At 60.4% G+C, this 22,162-nt stretch carries 14 protein-coding genes; 7 read left to right on the top strand and 7 right to left on the bottom strand.

Annotated features, from left to right (window positions below):
* The first annotated feature begins 123 nt into the window (after window positions 1-123).
* A complete protein-coding gene (locus ODQ19_RS24565; protein ID WP_330211453.1) occupies window positions 124-2,217 on the top strand; it encodes a putative bifunctional diguanylate cyclase/phosphodiesterase in 2,094 nt (697 codons plus the stop codon).
* A gap of 54 nt (window positions 2,218-2,271) precedes the next feature.
* Window positions 2,272-3,018: an SDR family oxidoreductase gene (locus ODQ19_RS24560; RefSeq protein ID WP_330211452.1), complete on the top strand. Its 747-nt coding sequence runs from the start codon at window positions 2,272-2,274 to the stop codon at window positions 3,016-3,018.
* Here the strand turns inward: ODQ19_RS24560 and mapR are convergent.
* The 3 genes from mapR to ODQ19_RS24545 all read right to left on the bottom strand — a co-directional run bounded on the left by mapR (window position 3,015) and on the right by ODQ19_RS24545 (window position 6,417).
* On the bottom strand, window positions 3,015-4,424 hold the full coding sequence (mapR, locus tag ODQ19_RS24555; protein WP_116668424.1) for a GntR family transcriptional regulator MpaR: 1,410 nt from the start codon (window positions 4,422-4,424) through the stop codon (window positions 3,015-3,017). The two genes, ODQ19_RS24560 and mapR, sit on opposite strands and share 4 nt — an antisense overlap.
* A 159-nt stretch (window positions 4,425-4,583) precedes the next feature.
* Window positions 4,584-5,993, bottom strand: a complete 1,410-nt coding sequence (ccoG, locus tag ODQ19_RS24550) for a cytochrome c oxidase accessory protein CcoG (RefSeq protein ID WP_330211451.1) — start codon at window positions 5,991-5,993, stop codon at window positions 4,584-4,586.
* A 184-nt stretch (window positions 5,994-6,177) separates the two neighbouring features.
* A complete protein-coding gene (locus ODQ19_RS24545) occupies window positions 6,178-6,417 on the bottom strand; it encodes a DUF3203 family protein (protein ID WP_330211450.1) in 240 nt (79 codons plus the stop codon).
* A 123-nt stretch (window positions 6,418-6,540) separates the two neighbouring features.
* Here ODQ19_RS24545 and ODQ19_RS24540 point away from each other — a divergent pair, with 123 nt between their 5' ends.
* Entirely contained in the window at window positions 6,541-7,032 is a 492-nt protein-coding gene (locus ODQ19_RS24540; protein WP_116668427.1) for an MgtC/SapB family protein, read from the top strand.
* Window positions 7,033-7,050: 18 nt separating this feature from the next.
* Here ODQ19_RS24540 and ODQ19_RS24535 read toward each other — a convergent pair whose 3' ends face one another.
* Window positions 7,051-8,028, bottom strand: coding sequence for a M10 family metallopeptidase C-terminal domain-containing protein (locus tag ODQ19_RS24535; RefSeq protein WP_330211449.1), 978 nt, complete (start codon window positions 8,026-8,028; stop codon window positions 7,051-7,053).
* A gap of 565 nt (window positions 8,029-8,593) precedes the next feature.
* On the opposite strand from ODQ19_RS24535, the gene ODQ19_RS24530 reads away from it, so the two are divergent.
* From ODQ19_RS24530 to ODQ19_RS24515, 4 genes are all read left to right on the top strand, one after another.
* Entirely contained in the window at window positions 8,594-10,582 is a 1,989-nt protein-coding gene (locus ODQ19_RS24530; protein ID WP_330211448.1) for an alpha-1,4-glucan--maltose-1-phosphate maltosyltransferase, read from the top strand.
* Between the two features lie 156 nt (window positions 10,583-10,738).
* Entirely contained in the window at window positions 10,739-14,086 is a 3,348-nt protein-coding gene (treS, locus tag ODQ19_RS24525; protein WP_330211447.1) for a maltose alpha-D-glucosyltransferase, read from the top strand.
* The gene (glgB, locus tag ODQ19_RS24520; RefSeq protein ID WP_330211446.1) at window positions 14,083-16,329 is read left to right on the top strand and encodes a 1,4-alpha-glucan branching protein GlgB; all 2,247 of its coding nucleotides are present in this window, start codon (window positions 14,083-14,085) and stop codon (window positions 16,327-16,329) included. Before treS ends, glgB begins: the two co-directional genes overlap by 4 nt.
* 42 nt (window positions 16,330-16,371) lie before the next feature.
* Window positions 16,372-17,532 carry a GGDEF domain-containing protein gene (locus ODQ19_RS24515; protein ID WP_330211445.1) on the top strand — a complete coding sequence of 387 codons (1,161 nt, stop codon included), beginning with the start codon at window positions 16,372-16,374 and terminating at the stop codon, window positions 17,530-17,532.
* Here the strand turns inward: ODQ19_RS24515 and ODQ19_RS24510 are convergent.
* From ODQ19_RS24510 to ODQ19_RS24500, 3 genes are all read right to left on the bottom strand, one after another.
* Entirely contained in the window at window positions 17,511-19,715 is a 2,205-nt protein-coding gene (locus tag ODQ19_RS24510; RefSeq protein ID WP_330211444.1) for a GAF domain-containing protein, read from the bottom strand. The two genes, ODQ19_RS24515 and ODQ19_RS24510, sit on opposite strands and share 22 nt — an antisense overlap.
* A gap of 173 nt (window positions 19,716-19,888) precedes the next feature.
* Window positions 19,889-20,740, bottom strand: a complete 852-nt coding sequence (locus ODQ19_RS24505) for a CAP domain-containing protein (protein WP_014718680.1) — start codon at window positions 20,738-20,740, stop codon at window positions 19,889-19,891.
* A gap of 81 nt (window positions 20,741-20,821) precedes the next feature.
* The gene (locus ODQ19_RS24500) at window positions 20,822-22,147 is read right to left on the bottom strand and encodes an MFS transporter (protein WP_116668435.1); all 1,326 of its coding nucleotides are present in this window, start codon (window positions 22,145-22,147) and stop codon (window positions 20,822-20,824) included.
* Window positions 22,148-22,162 lie beyond the last annotated feature (15 nt).

Raw genomic sequence — 22,162 nt, 5'->3', positions numbered from 1 at the left:
ACGCCAAAAACTCACTGATGGCCAACTGATTAATTAATCACCTGCCCAGAATCATTCTCGCTACAATCGCCCGATTTGCCACCCGGCAGGGGCTTTTGCGCCCCGTCGCCTGCGAGACGTGCCATGTTGATCGGTAGCTATTCAACCTCCCTTGTCGTGATTTCCCTGTGCGTGGCCATCCTGGCGTCCTATACGGCCTTGGACCTGGCCGGGCGTATCGCGACCGCCAAGGGGCGGGCTGTTTACCTATGGATCACTGGCGGCGCAGTGGCGATGGGCGTGGGCATCTGGTCCATGCACTTTATCGGGATGTTGGCCCTGCGCCTGCCGTTTGCCCTCGGGTTTGAGGTCGGCATTACCCTGTTTTCGCTGTTGATCGCCGTGCTATCCAGTGGTTTCGCGTTATGGCTGGTCAGCCAGCCACGCTTACCGGCCTGGCAACTGGCATCTGGCGCGCTGATGATGGGGGCCGGTATCGCCAGCATGCATTACACCGGCATGGCCGCGATGCGCATGACGCCGGGCATCGATTACGACCCGGCCTTGTTCGGCGCTTCGCTGGTAATCGCGGTGGTGGCTTCCGGCGCCGCGCTGTGGATCGCCTTCAACCTGCGGCGCGACACACCTTATGTGCGGCTGGCACGGGGTGGCGCCGCCGTGGTGATGGGCGTGGCCATCGTGGGGATGCACTACACCGGGATGGCTGCGGCGGGCTTTGCCGATGGCAGCTTCTGCGGTGCTGCAGTAACCGGCTTGAGCGGCAAGGGCCTGGATAACCTGGTCTTGGTCACTTCACTGGCGGTGCTGGTCATTGCGCTCTTGACCTCGGTGCTGGATGCGCGCCTGGAAGCGCGCACCGCCGTGCTCGCCGATTCCCTGACCCTGGCCAATCAGGAACTCACCCACCTGGCCCTGCATGACATGCTCACCGGCTTGCCCAATCGCACGTTGCTGGCTGATCGCATTCAACAAGGCATCCAGGCGGTGAACGAGCGGGGTGGCTGCTTTGCCTTGATGTTCATCGACCTGGATGGTTTCAAACCGGTCAACGATGCCTTTGGTCATCACTTGGGCGACCAGTTGCTGCGCGAGGTCGGCTTGCGCTTGCGCGAGGACTTGCGCAGCCAGGATACTCTGGCCCGCATCGGTGGTGATGAGTTCGTGTTGCTGGTGCAGCTCACCCAGCCCGATGATGCCATGAGCCTGGCCGAGCGCCAGGTCAGCTTGATCAACCGCACCTTCACGGTGGCCGAGCATGAGTTGCAGATCTCGGCCAGCGTCGGTATCGCCATGTTCCCGGGCAACGGTAATAACCCCCAGGAACTGCTGATGAACGCCGACGCGGCGATGTATCACGCCAAGGGCATGGGCAAGAACGGCTACAGCTTCTTCGATGTGTCGATGAACACCAATGCGCGCAAACAACTTCAATTGTTGCAGGACCTGCGCAATGCCCTGGAGCAGGGGCAATTTCGTTTGCATTACCAGCCCAAGTTCGACGCCGTCAGCGGTCTTTCCGTGGGGGCCGAGGCGCTGTTGCGCTGGGAGCATCCGCAACAAGGCTTGTTGATGCCCGCTACGTTTATTGCACTGGCGGAGAAAACCGGGCTGATCATTCCCATCGGCGAATGGGTACTCGATGAAGCTTGTCGCCAGATGCGCCTGTGGTACGCCGAGGGTTATGAGCACTGGCGCATTGCCGTTAACCTCTCGGCGTTACAGTTCTGCCACGCCGGGTTGGTCAACAGCGTAGCGGCCGCGCTGGAGCGCCACCAATTGCCGGCCAATAGCCTCACGCTGGAAATCACCGAGACCACCGCCATGAGCGATGCCGACGCGAGCATGACGGTATTGCAGCAGCTCTCGGCCATGGGCGTCGACCTGTCCATCGATGACTTTGGCACCGGTTACTCCAGCCTGATGTACCTCAAGCGCCTGCCGGCCAACGAGTTGAAGATCGACCGTGGTTTTGTGCGTGACCTGGAGCATGACAGCGACGACGCGGCCATCGTCTCGGCCATCGTGGCCCTTGGCCAGGCCCTGGGCTTGCGGATAGTTGCTGAAGGTGTGGAGACCGATGTGCAGCAGCGGTTCCTCACCCGGCTAGGGTGTGACGCCTTGCAAGGCTACTTGTTGGGGCATCCATTGCCGGCCGATAGCTTCATGGCGAATATCCGGGGCGCCGAACAGCCTGCGCCTGACAAAAGCAGTCAGTGACGGGTATTCTTGGATCCAACCCTAAACATCTGGTTGAATCAGGAGGCCGCAGCCATGGACAAAGTCGTCATCATCACAGGGGGCAGTCGTGGCATTGGCGCCCAAACGGCATTGCTCGCCGCTCGCCAGGGCTATCGTATCTGCATCAACTACCAGGCGGATGAAGACGCTGCCCACCGTGTACTTGAGCAGGTCCGCGCGTTGGGCGCCCAGGCGATTGCCGTGCGGGCCGATGTCAGCATCGAGGATGAAGTGATCGGCCTGTTCAATCGCGTTGATGCGGAGCTGGGTCGGGTTACCGCGCTGGTGAATAACGCCGGCACCGTGGGGCATAAGTCGCGGGTCGATGAGATGTCCGAGTTTCGTATCCTCAAAATCCTCAAGACCAATGTGCTGGGCCCGATCCTGTGTGCCAAGCACGCGGTGTTGCGCATGTCGCCCCGGCATGGCGGGCAGGGCGGCAGTATCGTCAACGTATCCTCGGTGGCGGCGCGGCTGGGCTCGCCGGGTGAGTATGTCGACTACGCCGCTTCCAAGGGCGCGCTGGATACCTTTACCCTGGGGCTGTCCAAGGAGGTGGCGGGCGAGGGCATTCGCGTCAACGCGGTGCGCCCTGGCTATATCTTTACCGATTTCCATGCCCTGAGCGGCGACCCGGACCGGGTCAGCAAGCTGGAGTCCGGGATCCCGATGGCGCGGGGCGGGCGCCCGGATGAAGTGGCGGAGGCGATTATCTGGTTACTGTCGGACAAGGCGTCGTATTCCACCGGCACGTTTATCGACCTGGGCGGCGGCCGTTAAAACGATCGGACAATCCGCCCTAATGTCTCCATGGCTTTTTCCGACGCCTCGTTCCAAGGGCTGCCGTAATTCAGGCGAATGCAGTTTCTGAACCGCTGGGTCGCGGAAAAGATCGGCCCCGGCGCAATGCTGATGCCCTGGGCGAGGGCCATCTGGAACAATTTCAGCGAGTCGGTCTGCTCCGGCAATTCCAGCCACAGAAAATAACCTCCCGCTGGCTGGCTGACCCGTGTTTGCGCCGGGAAGTAGCGGGCGATGGCCGCCAGCATGGCGCTTTGCTGTTCTTCCAGGGCGTAGCGCAGTTTGCGCAGGTGCCGGTCATAGCCGCCGTGTTGCAGGTAGTCGGCAATCGCCGCCTGGGCCGGCATCGACGGGCATAGCGAGGTCATCAACTTGAGCCGCTCGACCTTCTGTGCAAAGCGCCCTGCGGCGACCCAGCCCACCCGGTAACCCGGCGCCAGGCTCTTGGCAAAAGAGCCGCAATGCATCACCAGCCCTTCGGTATCGAAGGCCTTGGCCGGTTTCGGCGCTTGTTGCCCGTAGTACAGCTCGGCGTAGACGTCATCTTCGATCAGCGGTACTTGATGGTTGCGCAGCAGTTCCACCAGCGCCTGTTTTTTCTCTTCAGGCAGCGTGGCGCCCATGGGGTTCTGGAAGCTGGTCATGGTCCAGCAGGCCTTGATCGGATAGCGCTCAAGGCTTTGGGCTAGAGCGTTCAGGTCAATCCCGTCGCGCGGGTGCACCGGGATCTCCACGGCCTTGAGTTTCAAGCGTTCAAGCACTTGCAAGCACGCGTAGAACGCCGGCGCCTCGATGGCGACCAGGTCGCCCGGTTCGGTCACAGCCTGCAGGCACAGGTTCAACGCTTCGAGGGCGCCGTTGGTGATCAGCAGCTCCTCCATCGGCAGCATCAGGCCACCGACCATATAGCGCAGGGCAATCTGCCGGCGCAGTTGCGGGTTGCCGGGCGACATGTCGGTGACCACCAGGCGTGGGTCCATTTCGCGGCTGGCACTGGCCAGGGAGCGGGCCAGGCGCGGCAGCGGGAACAGCATGGGGCTGGGGAAGGCCGAGCCGAAGGGCACGGTGTTGGGGTCTTTGATGGAGTCCAGTACCGAGAACACCAGCTCACTCACGCCCACCTCGGTGGACTCATGCACCTGCTCACTCACCACAGGTTCAGAAAACGGGCTGGGCGCGTGGGTGTTGACGAAGTAGCCAGAGCGGGGGCGTGCGCGAATCAGGCCACGACGCTCCAGCAAGTAGTAGGCCTGGAACACGGTGGACGGGCTGACGCCGTAGGCCTGGCTGGCATAGCGCACTGACGGCACGCGCTGGCCGGGGCCGAGGACGCCGGAGCGGATCAGTTCTGCGATGTCGTCGGCAAATTTTTCGTAGCGTTTCATGGCGGCCTAATTAGCTTTTCGAATGTGTACGCAGGGCAAACTGTAGGAGCGAGCTTGCTCGCGAAAAACTCACAGTCGCCGCGTTCAGTCAGAAAGCACGCGTTATCGTTGACGTTTTTCGCGAGCAAGCTCGCTCCTACATTTGATCTCTATCGTTGCTCAGCGATTCAAGGGCGCAACGAAGCGACTGTCGGCAGCGGTATAAATCCACGGTTCATCCACATCCGTCACTTTAAAACGGATAGTTTGAGAACTGCTGGCCGGTGTGTCCGCCAGCAACGCCACCGACACCGGTATATCGACAATTTCCCCGGGCGCGAGGCTGACCTGGGTCTTGCCTTGCAACTGGAACCCCTCGGCGTCCACCAGCTCCAGGCGGTAGTCCTGGCGCTGCTGGGTCTTGTTGATCACCTTGAGGCTGTAGATATTTTCGATCAAGCCCTGGCTGTTTTCGCGGAACATGCCACGGTCTTTGGTTACATCCAGCGACACCATCGGCCGTTCAATCAGGGCCACCACCAGTGCCGCGATCATCACCACCAGCACGGCACTGTAGCCGATCAGGCGTGGCCGCAGCAGATGAGTCTTGCCACCCTGCAATTGATGCTCACTGGTGTAACTGACCAAACCACGGGCATAGCCCATTTTGTCCATGATCGAATCGCAGGCATCGATGCAGGCCGCGCAGCCGATACATTCCATTTGCAGGCCGTCGCGGATATCGATGCCCGTGGGGCAGACTTGCACGCACAGCTGGCAATCGATGCAATCACCGAGGCCAACCTGCGTTGGCTGCACGTCACGTTTACGCGGGCCACGGTGCTCGCCGCGGGCGGCGTCGTAGGAAATAGTCAGGGTATCTTTATCAAACATCACGCTCTGGAAGCGTGCATAGGGGCACATGTGCATGCATACGGCTTCGCGTAGCCAGCCGGCATTGATGTAAGTGGCACCCGTGAAAAACAACACCCAAAACAGGCTCACACCGCCCATCTGCCACGTCAGCAGTTCGGCGGCCAAGGGGCGGATGGGGGTGAAATAGCCCACAAACGTCAGCCCGGTCAACACACTGATACCCAGCCACAACGTATGTTTGGCCGAGCGTCGTGCCAGCTTGTTCAGGCTCCAGGGGGCGGCCTGCAGTTTGATGCGTTGGTTGCGCTCACCCTCGGTCACCTTCTCGCACCACATGAACAGCCAGGTAAACGAGCTTTGCGGGCAGGTGTAGCCGCACCAGACGCGGCCGGCAAACACCGTGATCGCGAAGAGGCCGAAGGCACAGATGATCAACAGCGCCGAAAGCAGGATAAAGTCCTGGGGCCAGAACGTGGCGCCAAAAATGTGGAACTTGCTCTCGGCCAAGTCCCACAGTACGGCTTGGCGCCCACCCCAGTTCAGCCACACGGTGCCAAAAAAAGCCAGGAACAGCACGCCGGCACCGCCCACGCGCAAGGTGCGGAACAAACCGGTAAAGCTGCGGGTATGGATCAGGTTGTCGCTGGATTTGGCCTTCACCTTCTTTGGGTGAATGGGCTCAAAGGTTTCCACGGTTGGGATTCGTTCGCTCATGGTCGTTCGCTCATCAGCCTCCATCAGGCCGATGAACTATGGGCGACAGGCTGTTTACATAACAGACTCAGGTGGAAGGATAAAAAGCGGATCAGATAGGCTTGGTGAGTTCTTGTGCGTCCATGTGCTGCACCCCAAGGGCATAAGGGTGCAGAGATTCATCGGGTTCGATGATACAGATCAATCAAATCACCGAACCAGGCTCTTGCGCCTTCACATGGTTACGGCCATCCGTGGCCCCTTCAACCGTCAGCGCGTCGGCTTCGGCTTCAGTGATATAGATCCGCTCGTCCGCCAAGTCCACACAGGACATGGCTTTGTCATTGTCGGTAAGGATGGTCACTCGGGTGGCGGGCAGGCTTTGTTCCTGGCCGTTGTCGTCGAGCGTGAAGTAGCACAGATGATTTTCGATGCGTACGGGCATGACAGTCTCCTTTTTGTGGATTACGCAGCGTTAGGCGGCCGCCCTGCGGGCGGGTTCCAGGCAACTGACTGGCGGTCTGCGTTGTCCATCCTTTATCTATCCATAATAAAAAGGAGCGCATCCATGGACGCCTGGTGGCATCTGGTGTGGCAAACCCTGCAGGCCGAATTCGCAGACATTGGCGACGCCCGGCAACTCACCCAAGTGACTGTGCGCCTGCTGATTGCGGCGATTCTCGGCGGTATCCTGGGCTTTGAACGTGAGCACAAGGGCAAGGCGGCCGGGGTGCGCACCCATATGCTGGTGGCACTGGGCGCCGCGCTATTTGTGTTGGTGCCGCAGATGTCCGGTAACCAGGCGGACGCCATGAGCCGGGTCGTTCAGGGGGTGATTGCAGGCATTGGCTTCCTCGGCGCTGGCACCATCCTCAAGGGCAAGGAAGACGAAGAGGGCCAGCACGTGAAAGGCCTGACCACAGCGGCCGGGTTGTGGATGACCGCCGCCATTGGTGTGGCGGCGGGGATGGGGCGTGAATCAACGGCGGTACTGAGCACGCTGCTGGCCCTGGTGGTGTTTAGCGTCATGCCTAGAATTGTCAAATTACTGGAAAAGTGACGTTGCCTCACCCATTGGTCAGGTCACGATGTTGCTTGCGCGCACCTCACCAAACACCTTGAGCACAAAGGGCGGTTTGTGTGGAGCATCAGCAACGACTACCACACTGGTGTTGGTGTCGGGGGCGTGATGGATCTGCATTTCCCCGATCGCCTCAGGGGTCCGTTCGACCCGTTGCAAAGGCCTGTTCAACTGTCTCTGGATGCCGGACAGATCCAGCTTGTCTTCCGAATTGAAGTTCCGGATTTCGCTGGGCGCATTCAGCGTAGACTCGCTGAGATTGTTGAAGCTATAGGTTGCAGGCCCTTGAGTTTCAGGCGTTTCGTCGACCTTTGCATCGCTCAGTGACATGCCTGTATCTACGAATTTCTTGGACCTGCTCTCCATGTCGGAAAAATTCTTGCGAATGTCACCCAGTTGTTCCAGCGAGCTTTTGAACTGATTGACGGGGCCCCAGAGTTCGCCATCGAATGAGCTGATGATCGCCTGCACAATGCCGAGCCTGAACTTATCGAGTGTATCGCTGGCTACGTGATTCTTGGAGGCGTCCAAGTTTGATTCAATCTTTTTTTTGTCGAGCTTGTTGCCGATCTCTCTAAGCACCGGGACGTTTTTTCTCGCGTTGGGACCCCTTGATAATGATTTGACATTGTTTGGGTGTAACAATTTATCGAACTCTGAAGTGATGGTGCGAGATTTCGACGAGTTCGGGTCGTTTTGTATCTCCCTGATTATCTCGGGGGTTAATGCTGTATTCAGATTCAGCAGGCTCTTTGTCGCGTCGGCTTCTTGCTTAGAAGGCGAGGTTTCGGACGGCGGCACTGTGGAACGTGGACGGTCCGGTGCCTTTGGTGTGGCTGTCCAGTTCGGTCCCGCCTTGAGCATCGGCTTGATGCGTTCGGGTGTTGCTCTGTGTTGAACCAGGGGATCGTTGGTTGGCGTTGTCGTTGATGCAGAGGGAGCATGGGGTGACGATTGGGAGTTAATGACCGGCATAAATTTACTCGCGATGAATGGGTTGAAAGTTCAAGTAAAAAGGTTGAGCGTTCACGCGAGATAAATATAGTAAGGAGCAGTGAAGCGAACATTCAGCATTGACTCTAGTGCTTGTAGGAGACCTCGTATTTAAGGCGTTCGCTCGACCACCTTTGCGCCTCGGCTGAGGTCGAGCGAACCTTTGCCATTCTCACTTATGAGCTAAACGATCACCGGCGGTAGGGTAGTCGGTGGTTCTTCCACGGGAGGTGGATCGCTTTCGGGCGGCTCTTGCTCTGGAATGGGTTGCGGTGCGCCAGGGGGTAATGGCGGATTATCGATATTCGGATCTTCAGGCTCAGGGGGTATCGGGATATTCATCGGTGTGGCCTCCTTTGTGCTTTGCTCTATCGGTGGACCGCTGCCAGGGGTAATTGATTCCCTGCCCAGTGGCGGCATATCCACCTGAACTTTTGAACGGCCCCCGGGCTCGGACCTTATACGGCCTCGCTCAGGGAGAGAGGCGCCGTCTTTGAAATTAGGATCAAGCAAAGAGCGTCCACGGGGCGTAAGGGGAAGATGCTCGATGACTGCTGAAACACTGGCTCCAGAAGGCTCGATACTGCCGCTGTCGCAAGCGCTGTTGTTACCCAGGATCGCTATCGAAAGCACCATGCCGGTGATCGACAATGGTGAGTTCGCCGTCAAGGCCGTGGTCGGCCAGCGTGTCAATGTCACCAGCAAAGTGTTCGCTGATGGCCACGACAAGCTGGCGGTGCTGATCCGCTGGCGCGTGCTGGAGGATGAAAGCTGGCACAGCGTGGTCATGACCGATGTCGGCAACAATGGCTGGGAAGGCGCGTTCACCGTCGCCCACCTCGGCCCGCATGAATACTGCATTGAGGCATGGATCGATACCTTCGCCAGCTTCTGCTATGAACTTCGCAAGAAACATGAGGCCGGGGTGCCGGTCAGCCTTGAATTGCAGGAAGGCCGCAGCCTGGTGCTGCAGGCCGCCGAGCGCAGTGACAACGAGCTGCGCGACCGCTTGATGTTGCTGCACCACGAACTCTCGGGCCTGCTGGAAACCGAGCAGGTGGCGTTGTTCCTGCACGAAGACAGTGCACACCTGATGGCCCAGGCCGATCATCGCGCTTATTTGAGCATCAGCCCTGCCTACCCGATCGATGTGGAGCGAGAAGCGGCGCAGTTCGCCAGTTGGTATGAGCTGTTTCCCCGCTCGATCACTGAGGATCCGGCGCGGCACGGCACATTCAACGACGTGCATTCGCGTCTGTCGATGATCCACGACATGGGCTTTGACGTGTTGTACTTCCCGCCCATCCATCCCATCGGCCGCAGCCATCGCAAGGGCAAGAACAACTCACTCACCGCAGGCCCCAATGATCCGGGCAGCCCGTATGCCATTGGCAGTGAGGAGGGCGGGCATGAGGCGATTCACCCGCAATTGGGCAGCCGCGAAGATTTCCGTCGCCTCGTCAAGGCCGCTGCCGACCACGGCCTGGAAATTGCCCTGGACTTCGCCATCCAATGCTCCCAGGACCATCCTTGGCTTGAACAGCATCCTGGCTGGTTCAACTGGCGCCCCGACGGCACGATTAAATACGCAGAGAACCCGCCGAAAAAGTACCAGGACATCGTTAACGTCGATTTCTATGCGGCGGATGCGATTCCGGGCTTATGGACGGAGTTGCGCGACATTGTGGTGGGCTGGGTGGAAGAGGGCGTGAAGACCTTTCGCGTCGACAACCCGCACACCAAGCCGCTGCCGTTCTGGCAATGGCTGATCAGCGACGTGCGCGCCAAGTACCCGGAGGTGATCTTCCTCGCCGAAGCTTTCACCACCCCGGCGATGATGGCGCGACTGGGCAAGGTCGGCTATTCCCAGAGCTATACCTACTTCACCTGGCGCAACACCAAGGCTGAGCTGAGCGAGTACCTTGCCCAACTGAACCAGTCGCCCTGGCGTGAGTGCTACCGCCCGAACTTCTTCGTCAATACGCCGGACATCAACCCGGGCTTCCTGCATGAGTCCGGCCGCGCAGGCTTCCTGATCCGCGCTGCGCTGGCCACGATGGGCTCGGGCCTGTGGGGGATGTATTCAGGCTTTGAGTTGTGTGAGTCAGCGCCCGTGCCAGGCAAAGAAGAATACCTCGACTCGGAGAAGTACGAGATCCGCCCCCGCGACTTTACCGCGCCCGGCAACATCATCGCCGAGATCGCCCAGCTCAACCGCATCCGCCGCCAGAACCCGGCGTTGCACACGCACCTGGGGCTCAAGCTCTACAACGCCTGGAACGACAACATCCTGTATTTCGGCAAGCGCAGCGAGGACGGCAGCAATTTCATTCTGGTCGCCGTCAACCTCGACCCGCACAACGCCCAGGAAGCCCACTTTGAATTGCCGCTGTGGGAGATGGGCCTGCCCGACGATGCCCAGACCCAGGGTGAAGACTTGATGAGCGGTCATCGCTGGACCTGGTACGGCAAGACCCAATGGACCCGGCTGGAGCCGCAGATGCCGTTCGGGATCTGGCGCATCAGCACGTCCTGAATCTGATGAGGATCGAAAGTGTGGGAGCGGGCTTGCTCGCGAAAGCGGTGGACTGGTGGATAGATTCATTGGCTGACACAACGCTTTCGCGAGCAAGCCCGCTCCCACATTTACCGAGTTCAGTTAGCAAAATGTTGAGTTTTTCAGGAGTTTGCAATGGCCAAGAAACCCAAGGCAGCCACCTTTATCAAAGACCCGCTCTGGTACAAAGACGCGGTGATCTACCAGGTTCACGTCAAATCCTATTTCGACTCCAACAACGACGGTATTGGTGACTTTGCCGGGCTGATCGCCAAACTCGACTACATTGCCGACCTGGGCGTGAACACCATCTGGCTGCTGCCGTTCTACCCTTCGCCCCGCCGTGATGACGGCTACGACATTGCCGAATACCGCGGCGTGCACAGCGATTACGGGACGATGGCCGACGCCAAGCGCTTTATTGCCCAAGCCCACCAACGCGGGCTGCGCGTGATCACTGAACTGGTGATCAACCACACCTCCGACCAGCACCCCTGGTTCCAGCGTGCGCGCAAGGCCAAGCCAGGCTCGGCCGCACGGGACTTCTACGTGTGGTCGGACGATGACCAGAAATACGACGGCACGCGCATTATTTTCCTCGATACCGAAAAGTCCAACTGGACCTGGGACCCGGTGGCCGGCCAGTACTTCTGGCACCGCTTTTACTCGCACCAGCCCGACCTCAACTTCGATAACCCGCAGGTCATGAAAGCGGTGCTGTCGGTGATGCGCTATTGGCTGGACCTGGGCATTGATGGCCTGCGCCTGGACGCCATTCCGTACCTGATCGAACGCGACGGCACCAACAACGAAAACCTGGCCGAAACCCACGACGTCCTCAAGCAGATCCGCGCCGAGATCGATGCCCATTACCCCGACCGCATGCTGCTGGCCGAAGCCAACCAATGGCCGGAAGACACGCAGCTGTACTTTGGGGACAGAAAGGGTGATGACGGCGATGAATGCCATATGGCGTTCCACTTCCCACTGATGCCGCGCATGTACATGGCGTTGGCCCAGGAAGATCGCTTCCCCATTACCGACATTCTGCGCCAGACCCCAGAGATTCCCGCCAACTGCCAGTGGGCAATTTTCCTGCGCAACCATGATGAGCTGACCCTGGAAATGGTCACCGACAAAGAGCGCGACTACCTGTGGAACTACTACGCCGCAGACCGCCGCGCCCGTATCAACCTGGGCATTCGGCGACGCCTGGCGCCACTGGTGGAGCGCGATCGTCGGCGGGTGGAACTGCTTAACAGCCTGTTGCTGTCGATGCCGGGCACGCCGACCTTGTACTACGGCGATGAAATCGGCATGGGTGACAACATCTACCTGGGCGACCGTGACGGGGTGCGCACGCCGATGCAATGGTCTATCGACCGCAATGGCGGCTTTTCCCGTGCCGACCCGGCCAGCCTGGTGTTGCCGCCGATCATGGACCCGCTATACGGCTACCAGTCGGTCAACGTCGAGACCCAGGCCCAGGACCCGCACTCATTGCTCAACTGGACTCGGCGCATGCTCGCAGTGCGCAAGCAGTCCAAGGCCTTTGGCCGTGGCAGCCTGAAAATGCTCTCACCGACGAACAGGCGCATTCTGGCTTACACCCGTGAATACACCGGCGAAGACGGCCACACCGAGATCATCCTGTGCGTGGCCAACGTGTCGCGCAGCGCCCAGGCGGCGGAGCTGGACCTGTCGGCCTTTGCCGGCATGGTGCCGGTGGAGATGCTTGGCGGTAATGCCTTCCCGCCGATCGGCCAGCTGAATTTCCTGCTGACCCTGGCGCCCTATGGTTTCTATTGGTTCGTGCTGGCAGCGGAAAACCAGATGCCCAGCTGGCATGTGGAACCGGCGCAAAGCATGCCCGACTTCACCACTTTGGTACTGAAAAAACGCATGGAAGAGCTACTGGAAGAACCTTGCCGCACCAGCCTGGAGCACACTTCACTGCCCGCCTGGCTGCCCAAGCGGCGCTGGTTTGCCGGCAAAGACACGGCAATCGAAACGGTGCACATCGCTTATGGCGTGCGTTTTGGCGACCCGCAGCATCCGGTGTTGCTCAGTGAGATCGAAGTGACCAGTGCTGGCCAAGTCAGCCGCTACCAACTGCCCTTGGGCTTCCTTGGCGAAGACCAGTTCACCAGCGCCTTGCCCCAGCAATTGGCTTTGGCCCGAGTGCGACGCACCCGCCAGGTAGGTTTGGTGACCGATGCCTTCAGCCTTGAGCATTTTATCCTTGAGGTGATCCAGGCCATGCAGGCCGGCACCGTGCTCAATACCCCTGACGGCGATCTGCGCTTCGAGGCCACTCAACACCTGGCCGCACTGCAACTGACCCGTGAATCGCCGGTGCGTTATTTGTCTGCCGAGCAGTCCAACAGCTCGGTGGTGGTCGGTGACAGCCTGGTGCTCAAGCTGATTCGTAAAGTCAGCGCCGGTGTGCACCCGGAGCTGGAAATGAGTGCTTACCTGACCGGCGCTGGCTACCCGAACATTTCGCCGCTGCTGGGCTTTATGAGCCGCCGAGACGGGCAGGGGCAGGACAACCTGCTGATGATTGCCCAGGGTTACTTGAGCAATCAGGGCGATGCCTGGAGCTGGACCCAGAACAACCTGGAGCGGGCGATCCGTGACGAGCTTGCCCAAGCGGTCTCTGAACAGGAACAGCACTACAACGCCCTCGGCGAACTGGCAGATTTTGCCGGCTTGCTCGGTCAGCGTCTGGGTGAAATGCACCTGGTGCTGGGGGCGCCGACCGCAGACAAGGCCTTCAAGCCGGAGGTCACCACGGCCAAGGACACCCAAGCCTGGGCCAAGGATGTGGGCGCTCAGATCGACCGTGCCCTGCAGTTGCTCAAGCTTCACCAAAGCCAGTTGAACCCCGCCGACCAGGCGTTGGTCAGTGAACTACTGGCGCAGAAAAAAGCTATCGCGGCGCATGTCCAGGCCTTGGCCAGAGCCACGGCGGGCGGGTTGCGCATTCGCGTTCACGGTGACTTGCACCTGGGCCAGGTATTGGTGGTCAAGGGCGATGCCTACTTGATCGACTTCGAAGGCGAGCCGGCGCGGCCGCTGCATGAGCGGCGTGGCAAGCACAGCCCTTATAAAGATGTGAGCGGTGTGCTGCGTTCCTTCGATTATGCGGCGGCCATGGCGCTGAATGTGCAAGGGGTGGATCACACGCCAGAAGCGAACGCTGCGCGCAAACGCGTGACCGACCGCTACCTGAATGAAGCTCGCCAGGCATTTACCCAGGCTTACCAGGCCGCTGCGTCTACACTGGCGCATGACTGGCAGGATGCCAACGGCCAAGACGCAGCGCTGACCTTGTTCAGCCTGGAAAAGGCCGCGTACGAAGTGGCCTACGAAGCAGAAAACCGCCCGACCTGGCTGCCGGTGCCCCTGCAAGGGCTGCACGGCTTGCTGAGCGGGCTGACACCTATATCTAAACCTGTACGCGGTGGGGAGACGTCATGAGTTTTACACAGAGAGAACCGCTGCAGCCCAAGTTGACTGCATTGCCGGCGTCCAAGGACGTCGATGCGCTGGTGCGCGCCGAGCACCCCGACCCCTTTTCGATCCTGGGGCCCCATGATGACGAGCAGGGCGGCCAGTTTATCCGGGCGTTCCTGCCGGAGGCCCTGAGTGTGCAGGTGCTGGCGCGTGACACGGGCGAGCCGTTTGGCAGCCTCGACGCCACCCAGGTGCCGGGCTTGTTTGTCGGGCACTTGCGCACTCGCCAGCCCTACCTGCTGAAAATCCAGTGGGCCGGCGGTGGGCAGATCACCGAAGACCCTTACAGCTTCAGCCAATTGCTGCTGGGGGAAATGGACCTGTACCTGTTTGCCGAAGGCAATCACCGTGACCTGGGCAACTGCCTGGGGGCTCAGGTGGTCAGCGTCGATGGCGTGCAAGGCGTGCGCTTTGCAGTGTGGGCGCCGAACGCACGGCGGGTTTCGGTGGTGGGCGACTTCAATATCTGGGACGGGCGCCGCCACCCGATGCGCCTGCGTCATCCATCGGGGGTGTGGGAAATCTTTATCCCGCGCCTGCAACCGGGCGCGGCCTACAAGTATGAAATTCTCGGTGCCCACGGCATTCTGCCGCTCAAGGCCGACCCTGTGGCGCTGGCCACCCAACTGCCGCCGGACACCGCCTCGAAGGTCGCCGCACGTTTGCAGGTGGATTGGCAGGACCATGAGTGGATGCAATCGCGGGGAGACAAGCAGAAAACCACCGCGCCGTTGTCGATCTACGAGCTGCATGTGGGGTCCTGGCAGTGCGAGCTGGACGAGGCCGGTGAAGTGGCCCGGCAATATGGCTGGCGCGAACTGGCCGAGCGGCTGATTCCTTACGTTCAACAATTGGGCTTCACCCATATCGAACTGATGCCGATCATGGAGCACCCCTTTGGTGGCTCGTGGGGCTATCAGGCGTTATCCCAGTTTGCCCCCAGCGCGCGCTTTGGCTCGCCGGAAGACTTTGCCTGGTTCGTCAATGCCTGCCATCAGGCCGATATCGGCGTGATCCTTGATTGGGTGCCAGCGCATTTCCCCACCGATACCCACGGCCTGGCGCAATTTGACGGTACTGCGCTGTACGAATACGCCAACCCGCTGGAAGGCTTTCACCAGGACTGGGACACGCTGATCTACAACCTGGGCCGCACCGAGGTCCACGGTTTCATGCTCGCCTCGGCCTTGCACTGGCTCAAGCATTTCCACGTGGACGGCCTGCGCGTGGACGCAGTGGCCTCCATGCTGTATCGCGATTATTCGCGCAAGGCCGGTGAATGGGTGCCCAACCGCCATGGCGGTCGCGAGAACCTGGAAGCCATCGACTTCTTGCGGCACCTGAACGACGTGGTTGCCCTGGAAGCGCCGGGCGCGTTGGTAATTGCCGAGGAGTCCACGGCCTGGCCCGGCGTCAGCCAGCCGACCCAACAGGGTGGCCTGGGCTTCAACTACAAATGGAACATGGGCTGGATGCACGACTCCCTGCATTACATCCAGCAAGACCCGGTGTACCGCGCCCATCATCACAACGAGCTGAGTTTCGGGCTGGTGTACGCCTGGTCGGAGCGCTTTATCCTGCCGATTTCCCATGATGAGGTGGTGCACGGCAAGCACTCGCTGATCGACAAGATGCCCGGCGACCGCTGGCAGAAATTCGCCAACCTGCGCGCCTACCTCAGTTTCATGTGGATGCACCCCGGCAAGAAGCTGCTGTTCATGGGCTGCGAATTTGGCCAATGGCGCGAGTGGAACCACGACCAGCAACTGGATTGGTATTTGCTGCAGTACCCCGAGCACCGTGGCGTGCAGAAGCTGGTAGGCGATTTGAACCGCCTGTACCGCGAAGAGCCTGCGTTGCATGAACAGGACGATGCCCCCCAGGGCTTCCAATGGCTGATCGGTGATGACGCGATCAACAGCGTCTACGCCTGGCTGCGTTGGAGCAAGGATGGCAAGCCGGTGTTGGTGGTTGCCAACTTCACCCCGGTGCCCCGTGAAGGCTACGCAGTCGGTGTGCCGTTCGGCGGGCGGTGGAGTGAGGTGATCAACAGTGATGCTGATACCTACGCCGGCTCCAATTACGGGAATGGCGGAGCCGTGTTTACCCAGGATGAGCCACGCCATGGGCAACCGGTGTCGTTGTCGTTGAACCTGCCGCCCCTGGGCGTGCTGATTTTGCGACCTCAGGAGCCTGAAACGCTCTAGCGCGGCGTATGCCGCTGTTCGGCTTGCTGGCAAGGTGCCACAATGGCGCCTTTGCCGTCGCCGGTCAAACAGGCCAACCCCATGAATAACCTTGGGCAAGATCAGGGTCACCTCATCGAAGAGCAGGTGCGAACCGACCGTTTGCACCAGCTGTTTCGTCAATCATTCTCGGCGATCTTCGGCAGCTACCTGGGCGCGGTCATGCTCTGCTGGCTGTGCTGGGATCGTTTTGATCACCAGGTCATTCTGGCGTGGCTGGTGCTGCTGGCGGGTTCGTCATTGGTGCGCCTGCATCTGTTCGTGCAATGGTTTCGCTGCCCCGACGCCGGGCGCACCCCTGCTCGCTGGGAACGCCGCTATTGGGTCACGTTGATGCTGTCGGCGGGTATCTGGGGCGGCGGGGCGCTGGCAGTGATGCCAGTTGATGACCGTTTATCCCAGGTGTTGGTGATGCTGTTTACCGTGGGCATGTCGGTCAGCGCGGTGTCCTGTTATTCAGCCTATCGCTACATGACGCTGGGCTCGATGGCGCTGGTGTTGCTTCCCTGCACGCTATGGATGCTGTTGCAGACCTCGCCGATGCAAGTCGGCGTGGCGTTGGCGGTGCTGGTGTTTGCTTCGTTTGTGGTCGGTGCCACGCGCAAACTCTCCGATGCCCTGGAAAAAGCCTTCCGCCTGACGCGGCAAATGGAGCGCGCTCATCATATTTCCACCCGCGCCGCCCAGATCGATGAGCTGACGGGGCTGATGAACCGTCGGGCGTTCTACGAACAGGCTCAGTTGCTGTATGCCCAGTGCCTTCGCGAGCAGCAGCCTCTGTGTGCATTGATGATGGACATGGACCACTTCAAAGCCATCAATGACACCTACGGCCACCAGGCCGGCGACCAGGTGTTGCGCCAGATTGGCGCGGTGATCAGCGCGTCCTTTCGCCAGACCGATATCTACGGTCGGCTGGGGGGCGAAGAGTTCGCGGTGTTGCTGCCCAACACCTCATTGGAGACCGCACGCAGCATCGCCGAGCAGTTGATCCAGACGATTTATGATTTGCCCGCCGACCCGGTACAAGGGGTGAGCGCAAGCCTGGGCGTGGCATCGACCTGCACTCAGCCTCTGGATTTGAACGGCTTGATGAACAGCGCCGACAAGGCCCTGTACCAGGCCAAGGCATCCGGTCGCAATCAGGTGGCGGTCGTCGACTGATCCTTGTACATCGCCTTTGCCAGCACTCGCGCAACCTGATCGGCGGAGTAGGGCTTGGCGAGGAACTCAAAGCCTTCATAGCCGCTGTCTGCCAGTTCCTCACTGTAGCCAGAGACGAGTACCACGGGCAGGTCCGGGCGGCGCTGGCGCAGTAACCTGGCCATGGCCACGCCGGTCATGCCGGGCATCACCACGTCGGAGAAAATCGCGTCGTACCCCTGAACGTCATTGCCGGCGAGGTTCAGCGCCTGTTCGGCATTGGTCACCCAGGTGGTCTGGTAACCCAGGTCCTTGAGGATCTGGCTGGCGAAGCGTCCCACCTCTAAGTTGTCCTCGACGATCAGCACATGCTGATGAGCAGCCTCTTGCGGCCCTGGCAGATCTGCAGGCGTGTCTTGATCCGGCGCCGCTTCGCCTTCGACTTGTGGCAGATATAAGGTAAACACCGTGCCCTGGCCGAGGGTGCTGGCCACATCGATATTGCCGCCTGACTGCTTGGCAAAGCCGAATACCTGCGACAGACCCAGGCCGGTGCCTTTGCCCACGGCCTTGGTGGTGAAGAACGGCTCGAAGATGTGTTCGAAGGTGTCGCTGGGAATCCCGGTGCCGGTGTCAGCCAGGGAGATGGCGATGTAGGGCATACAGGATTCGGCATCCCCGCGAATACGTGGCAGCGCCTGCTGCCCGGCGACCTTGAGGGTCAGGGTACCCTGGCCTTCCATCGCATCGCGGGCGTTGAGGGCGATGTTGATCAGTGCGGTTTCGAACTGGCTGGGGTCGATGCGCGCATAGCAGGGCTGATCGGGCAGTTTAACCTGCACATGAATGCGTGCACCGGTAACGCTCTCGAGCATCTCGCCGATATTCTGTACGCGCTGGCCGACATCGAACACCTGCGGGTTCAACGGTTGGCGTCGGGCAAAGGCGAGCAGTTGGCTGGTGAGTTTGCTGGCCCGCTCCACGGTGTCGGACACCGCGCACATATAGCGCTGCCGGCGCTCCTCGGACAGGCCCGGCTGGCGCAAGAAGTCCACCGATGAGCGAATAATGGTCAGCAGGTTGTTGAAGTCATGGGCGACGCCGCCGGTCAGCTGGCCGATGGCCTCCAGCTTCTGTGACTGGCGCAGTGCGGCTTCGGCCTCGGCCAGCGCATGGGTACGCTCATTCACGCGCTGTTCCAGGCTGGCATTGAGCTCTGTATAGGCGGCCAGGCCCTCGCGTACGGCGGCATCGGCGCGTACGCGCTCGATATGCGCCCAGGAACGCTCGGTGACTTCGCCCACCAGCGCCATGTCATAGGAAGACCAAAAGCGCGGCAGTTTGTCGTGCACGGCCATCAGCGCGGTGAGCCGCCCGTCTTTGATCAACGGCATGCAAATAGTGGCTGTCACTCCCAGTGCCTGGAAGCTCGCGGCTTCATGGGGCGGCAGCTCGATCAGATTATTGCGTATCACCAGTGGCTCGCCGGCACGCAGGCAGTTGACCGCGCATTCCCCGAACGCCGCCAGGCTGTAATGCCCGATGATGCTCGGCGAGCCATGCGCCGACCAGTCGCCGCGAATGGTGAAGCCATCTTCATCCTCGTCCATGTCGGCGTAGGCACAGATGGATACCTGCAGATGTTCGGCCAGCAGGCGGGTCGTCGACGTCAGGATGGTTTCGGCGTCGGTAGCATTCGCCACGCTGTTGCCGATGGCGTCCAGCACTGCCAGGCGACGGGCCAGGAATACCGTGGCGGTTGTTTCGGTCACCGTGTCGAGCAAACCGACCACCACGCCTTGGGCATTGCGAATCGGGCTGTAGCAAAAGGTGAAATAGGCTTGTTCCGGCGCTTCATTGCGTTGGATCAACAGCGGGAAGTTTTCGATATAGGTGGCGTGCCCATCGAACGCGGCGTCGGCGATAGGGCTGATGTCGTCCCACACCTCGTGCCAGATCTCGTTGAACGGGCGGCCCAAAGCGTCGGGTTTGCTACCCAGGATCGGCGTGAACGCGTCGTTGTAGAGGGTAATCAACTGAGGCCCCCAGACGATGGCCTGGGGAAAACTCGACGCGAAGCACAGCGCAACGGTTGTCTTCAACACATCGGGCCAGTGTTCAAGTGGCCCCAAGGGCGTATTGGCCCAATCGTGCTGACGAACCCGCTCTGCCATTTCGCTGCTGCCTTGCAGCCAATTCATCATTGGGTTCACACCTTGCTTGCTACGTATTGTTTAGCTTTGAAGAGTCAGGCCGACTAGCAACAGACCGGTATGAGCGCATTCAGTTCAGCGCAATTATCTCCCTGATAGCACTTTGATTTCATTGTCTATTTGCACGCCGTCATTATTGGCCGGGTTGGGCCGGCGCCCACCCTTTATTGCGTGCCGAATAAGCCTGTCCAGTAGATGCCCGCGTCACTCTTGGGGTCCATGGCGTAGGCGGCGCCCAATTCGCGAAACTGCGGGTTCATCAGGTTGGCGCAATGGCCGGGGCTGGCGAGCCAACCGTCGACGACCTTGCGCGGCGTGTCGAGGCCGGCGGCGATGTTTTCACCGATATTCTTCGCGATATACCCGGCCAATTCTGCGCGGTCGCCGGGCGTACGGCCGTCGGGGTCCAAGTGGTCGAAGAAATTGCCGTTGGCCATGTTGCGGGTGTGGCTGTTGGCTGCGCCGGCCAGCGTGTCGTTCCACGATAAGGGCGCCGTGGCGGTGAACGCCTGGGTGCCACACTGGCGCGGCTCGGCACGGGCGGTGTTGATCAGGTCGAGCAGTTTTCTGCCTTCGGTCTGCCAATCGCCCAGGCCGCTGGTAACCAGCGGGCGAGCCAGCACGATGCGCCAGTCCTGGCCGCTGTTGCTGACGCCGATGTCGACAAATTGCGGATCGAGCACTACGCGGCAGAAGCTCTCGCGCACCGCTTTCATCGCGGCCTCGGCATCCTTGGGCCCGGACAGGCTGATAGCCTGCACATTCACCATGGGGTACGCAGCCCGCGCCAGCGACTGCTGCAAATCGCCGACATTGGACGCCGGCAACACCAGCCGTGTGTCGCTGGTCAGCGGCGGCAGCTCCTGGGAACCCTGGTCACCGCAGCGTTGCACCTGGCTGCGGTATTGGTTGATCTGTTGGACTAACTGACTTTCTTCATTCGCCATCGCGCTGGCGCAGAACACCGTAGTGGCGGCCAGCGTCGTAAGACCCATCATCAATGACAGAACGCGCATGGACGTTACCCTTGAGCTTGAAAGTGCCCATGATGCGCGATCCAGGTGCATCCATGCACCCGTTGGTCCGAACTTTTTTGCTCAGTTCTTGAATGCCGAGTGTTTCGCGCCCTGATCGCACAGGGCAAACACCACCACCAACAAGGCAGAAATCGCGAGGATCACCACCACGCCATCGGTGGAGTGGGTGGCCGACGCCGCCACCATCGACAGCGCACCCAGCGGTGCCAGGCCACCGGCAATGGCGGTGCCGATTTCCCGTCCGGTCCCAAAACCCGAAGAGCGCGTTTGCGTCGGGAACTGCCGGCTCAGGAACGAGCCCTGGGGCGCAAACATCATCGGCGCGAGGATACCGGTGCCCACACCGATGGCGAGGTAAATCATCAGGCTTTCACCGCTGTTGAGCAGCGCCAGGAACGGGTAGGCGAACAACAGCGAGCACAGCCCGCCGAGCATCAACACAGCCTTGCTGCTCCACTTGTCACACAGCCAGCCGAAGCAGGGCACGGCGACGATGGCCACCAGGCTGGCGATGGTCACCGACAGCGAGGTGACATGCACATCCACGCCTTTGAATTGGGTCAGGTACGCCAGGGAGAAGGTCTTGAAAATGTAGCTCAGGGCGTTGTAGCCAATCGCGACAAAAAACACCACGGCGAGGCCCTTGAGGTCGTTCTTGAACAAGGCTTTTAGAGGCGATGGCTTGGCTTTGGCTTTTTCCTTGCTCAGCGCTTCGAACTGCGGGGTTTCCGGAATGCTGTTACGCACCCACAGGCCGACGCCCACCAGCACGATGCTGCAGATAAACGGAATACGCCAGCCGCCGGCCAGCAGGAACTCGTTGCCGTTGATGGTCAGCAGGTAGATGGTCAGCGAGGACAGCAACAGGCCCAGGTTCAGTCCCAATGCCGGCCAGGCGCCCTGGCTGCCACGCTTGCCTTGGGAGGCATGCTCGTAGGAGGTGACCGCCGCGCCTGACAACTCGGCACCCGCGCCCAGGCCCTGGATGATGCGGATAAACACCAGCAGGATCGGGGCCCAGATGCCGATGGAGGCGTAGCTGGGGATCAAGCCGATCAAGGTGGTGCACACGCCCATCAGGCAGAAGGTCAGCACCAGCACTTGCTTGCGCCCGAACTTGTCGCCCAGGTAGCCAAACAGGATGCCGCCGAAGGGGCGGGCGATAAAGCCGATGGCAAAGGTCGAAAAGGCCATCAGCGTGGCAGTCTTCGGGTCGCTGTTATCGAAGAAGATCTTCGAAAACACAATCGCCGCCATGGTGGCGTACAGGTAAAAGTCGTACCACTCCAGCATCGAGCCGAAGATGGTGGCGGCGGCTACTTTGCGCAGGCGCTTGCGGGTTTGTTCGGGCGTTTCGGTACCGGGGATGGAGGCGGATGCCGACATGCTGGACTTCCTTCT

Origin of the sequence: Pseudomonas sp. AM4(2022) (assembly GCF_036346515.1) — a bacterium.
GTDB lineage: Bacteria > Pseudomonadota > Gammaproteobacteria > Pseudomonadales > Pseudomonadaceae > Aquipseudomonas > Aquipseudomonas paracarnis.
The sequence above is the reverse complement of the archived record's forward strand: the minus strand, read 5'-3'. Positions and strand labels throughout refer to the sequence as shown.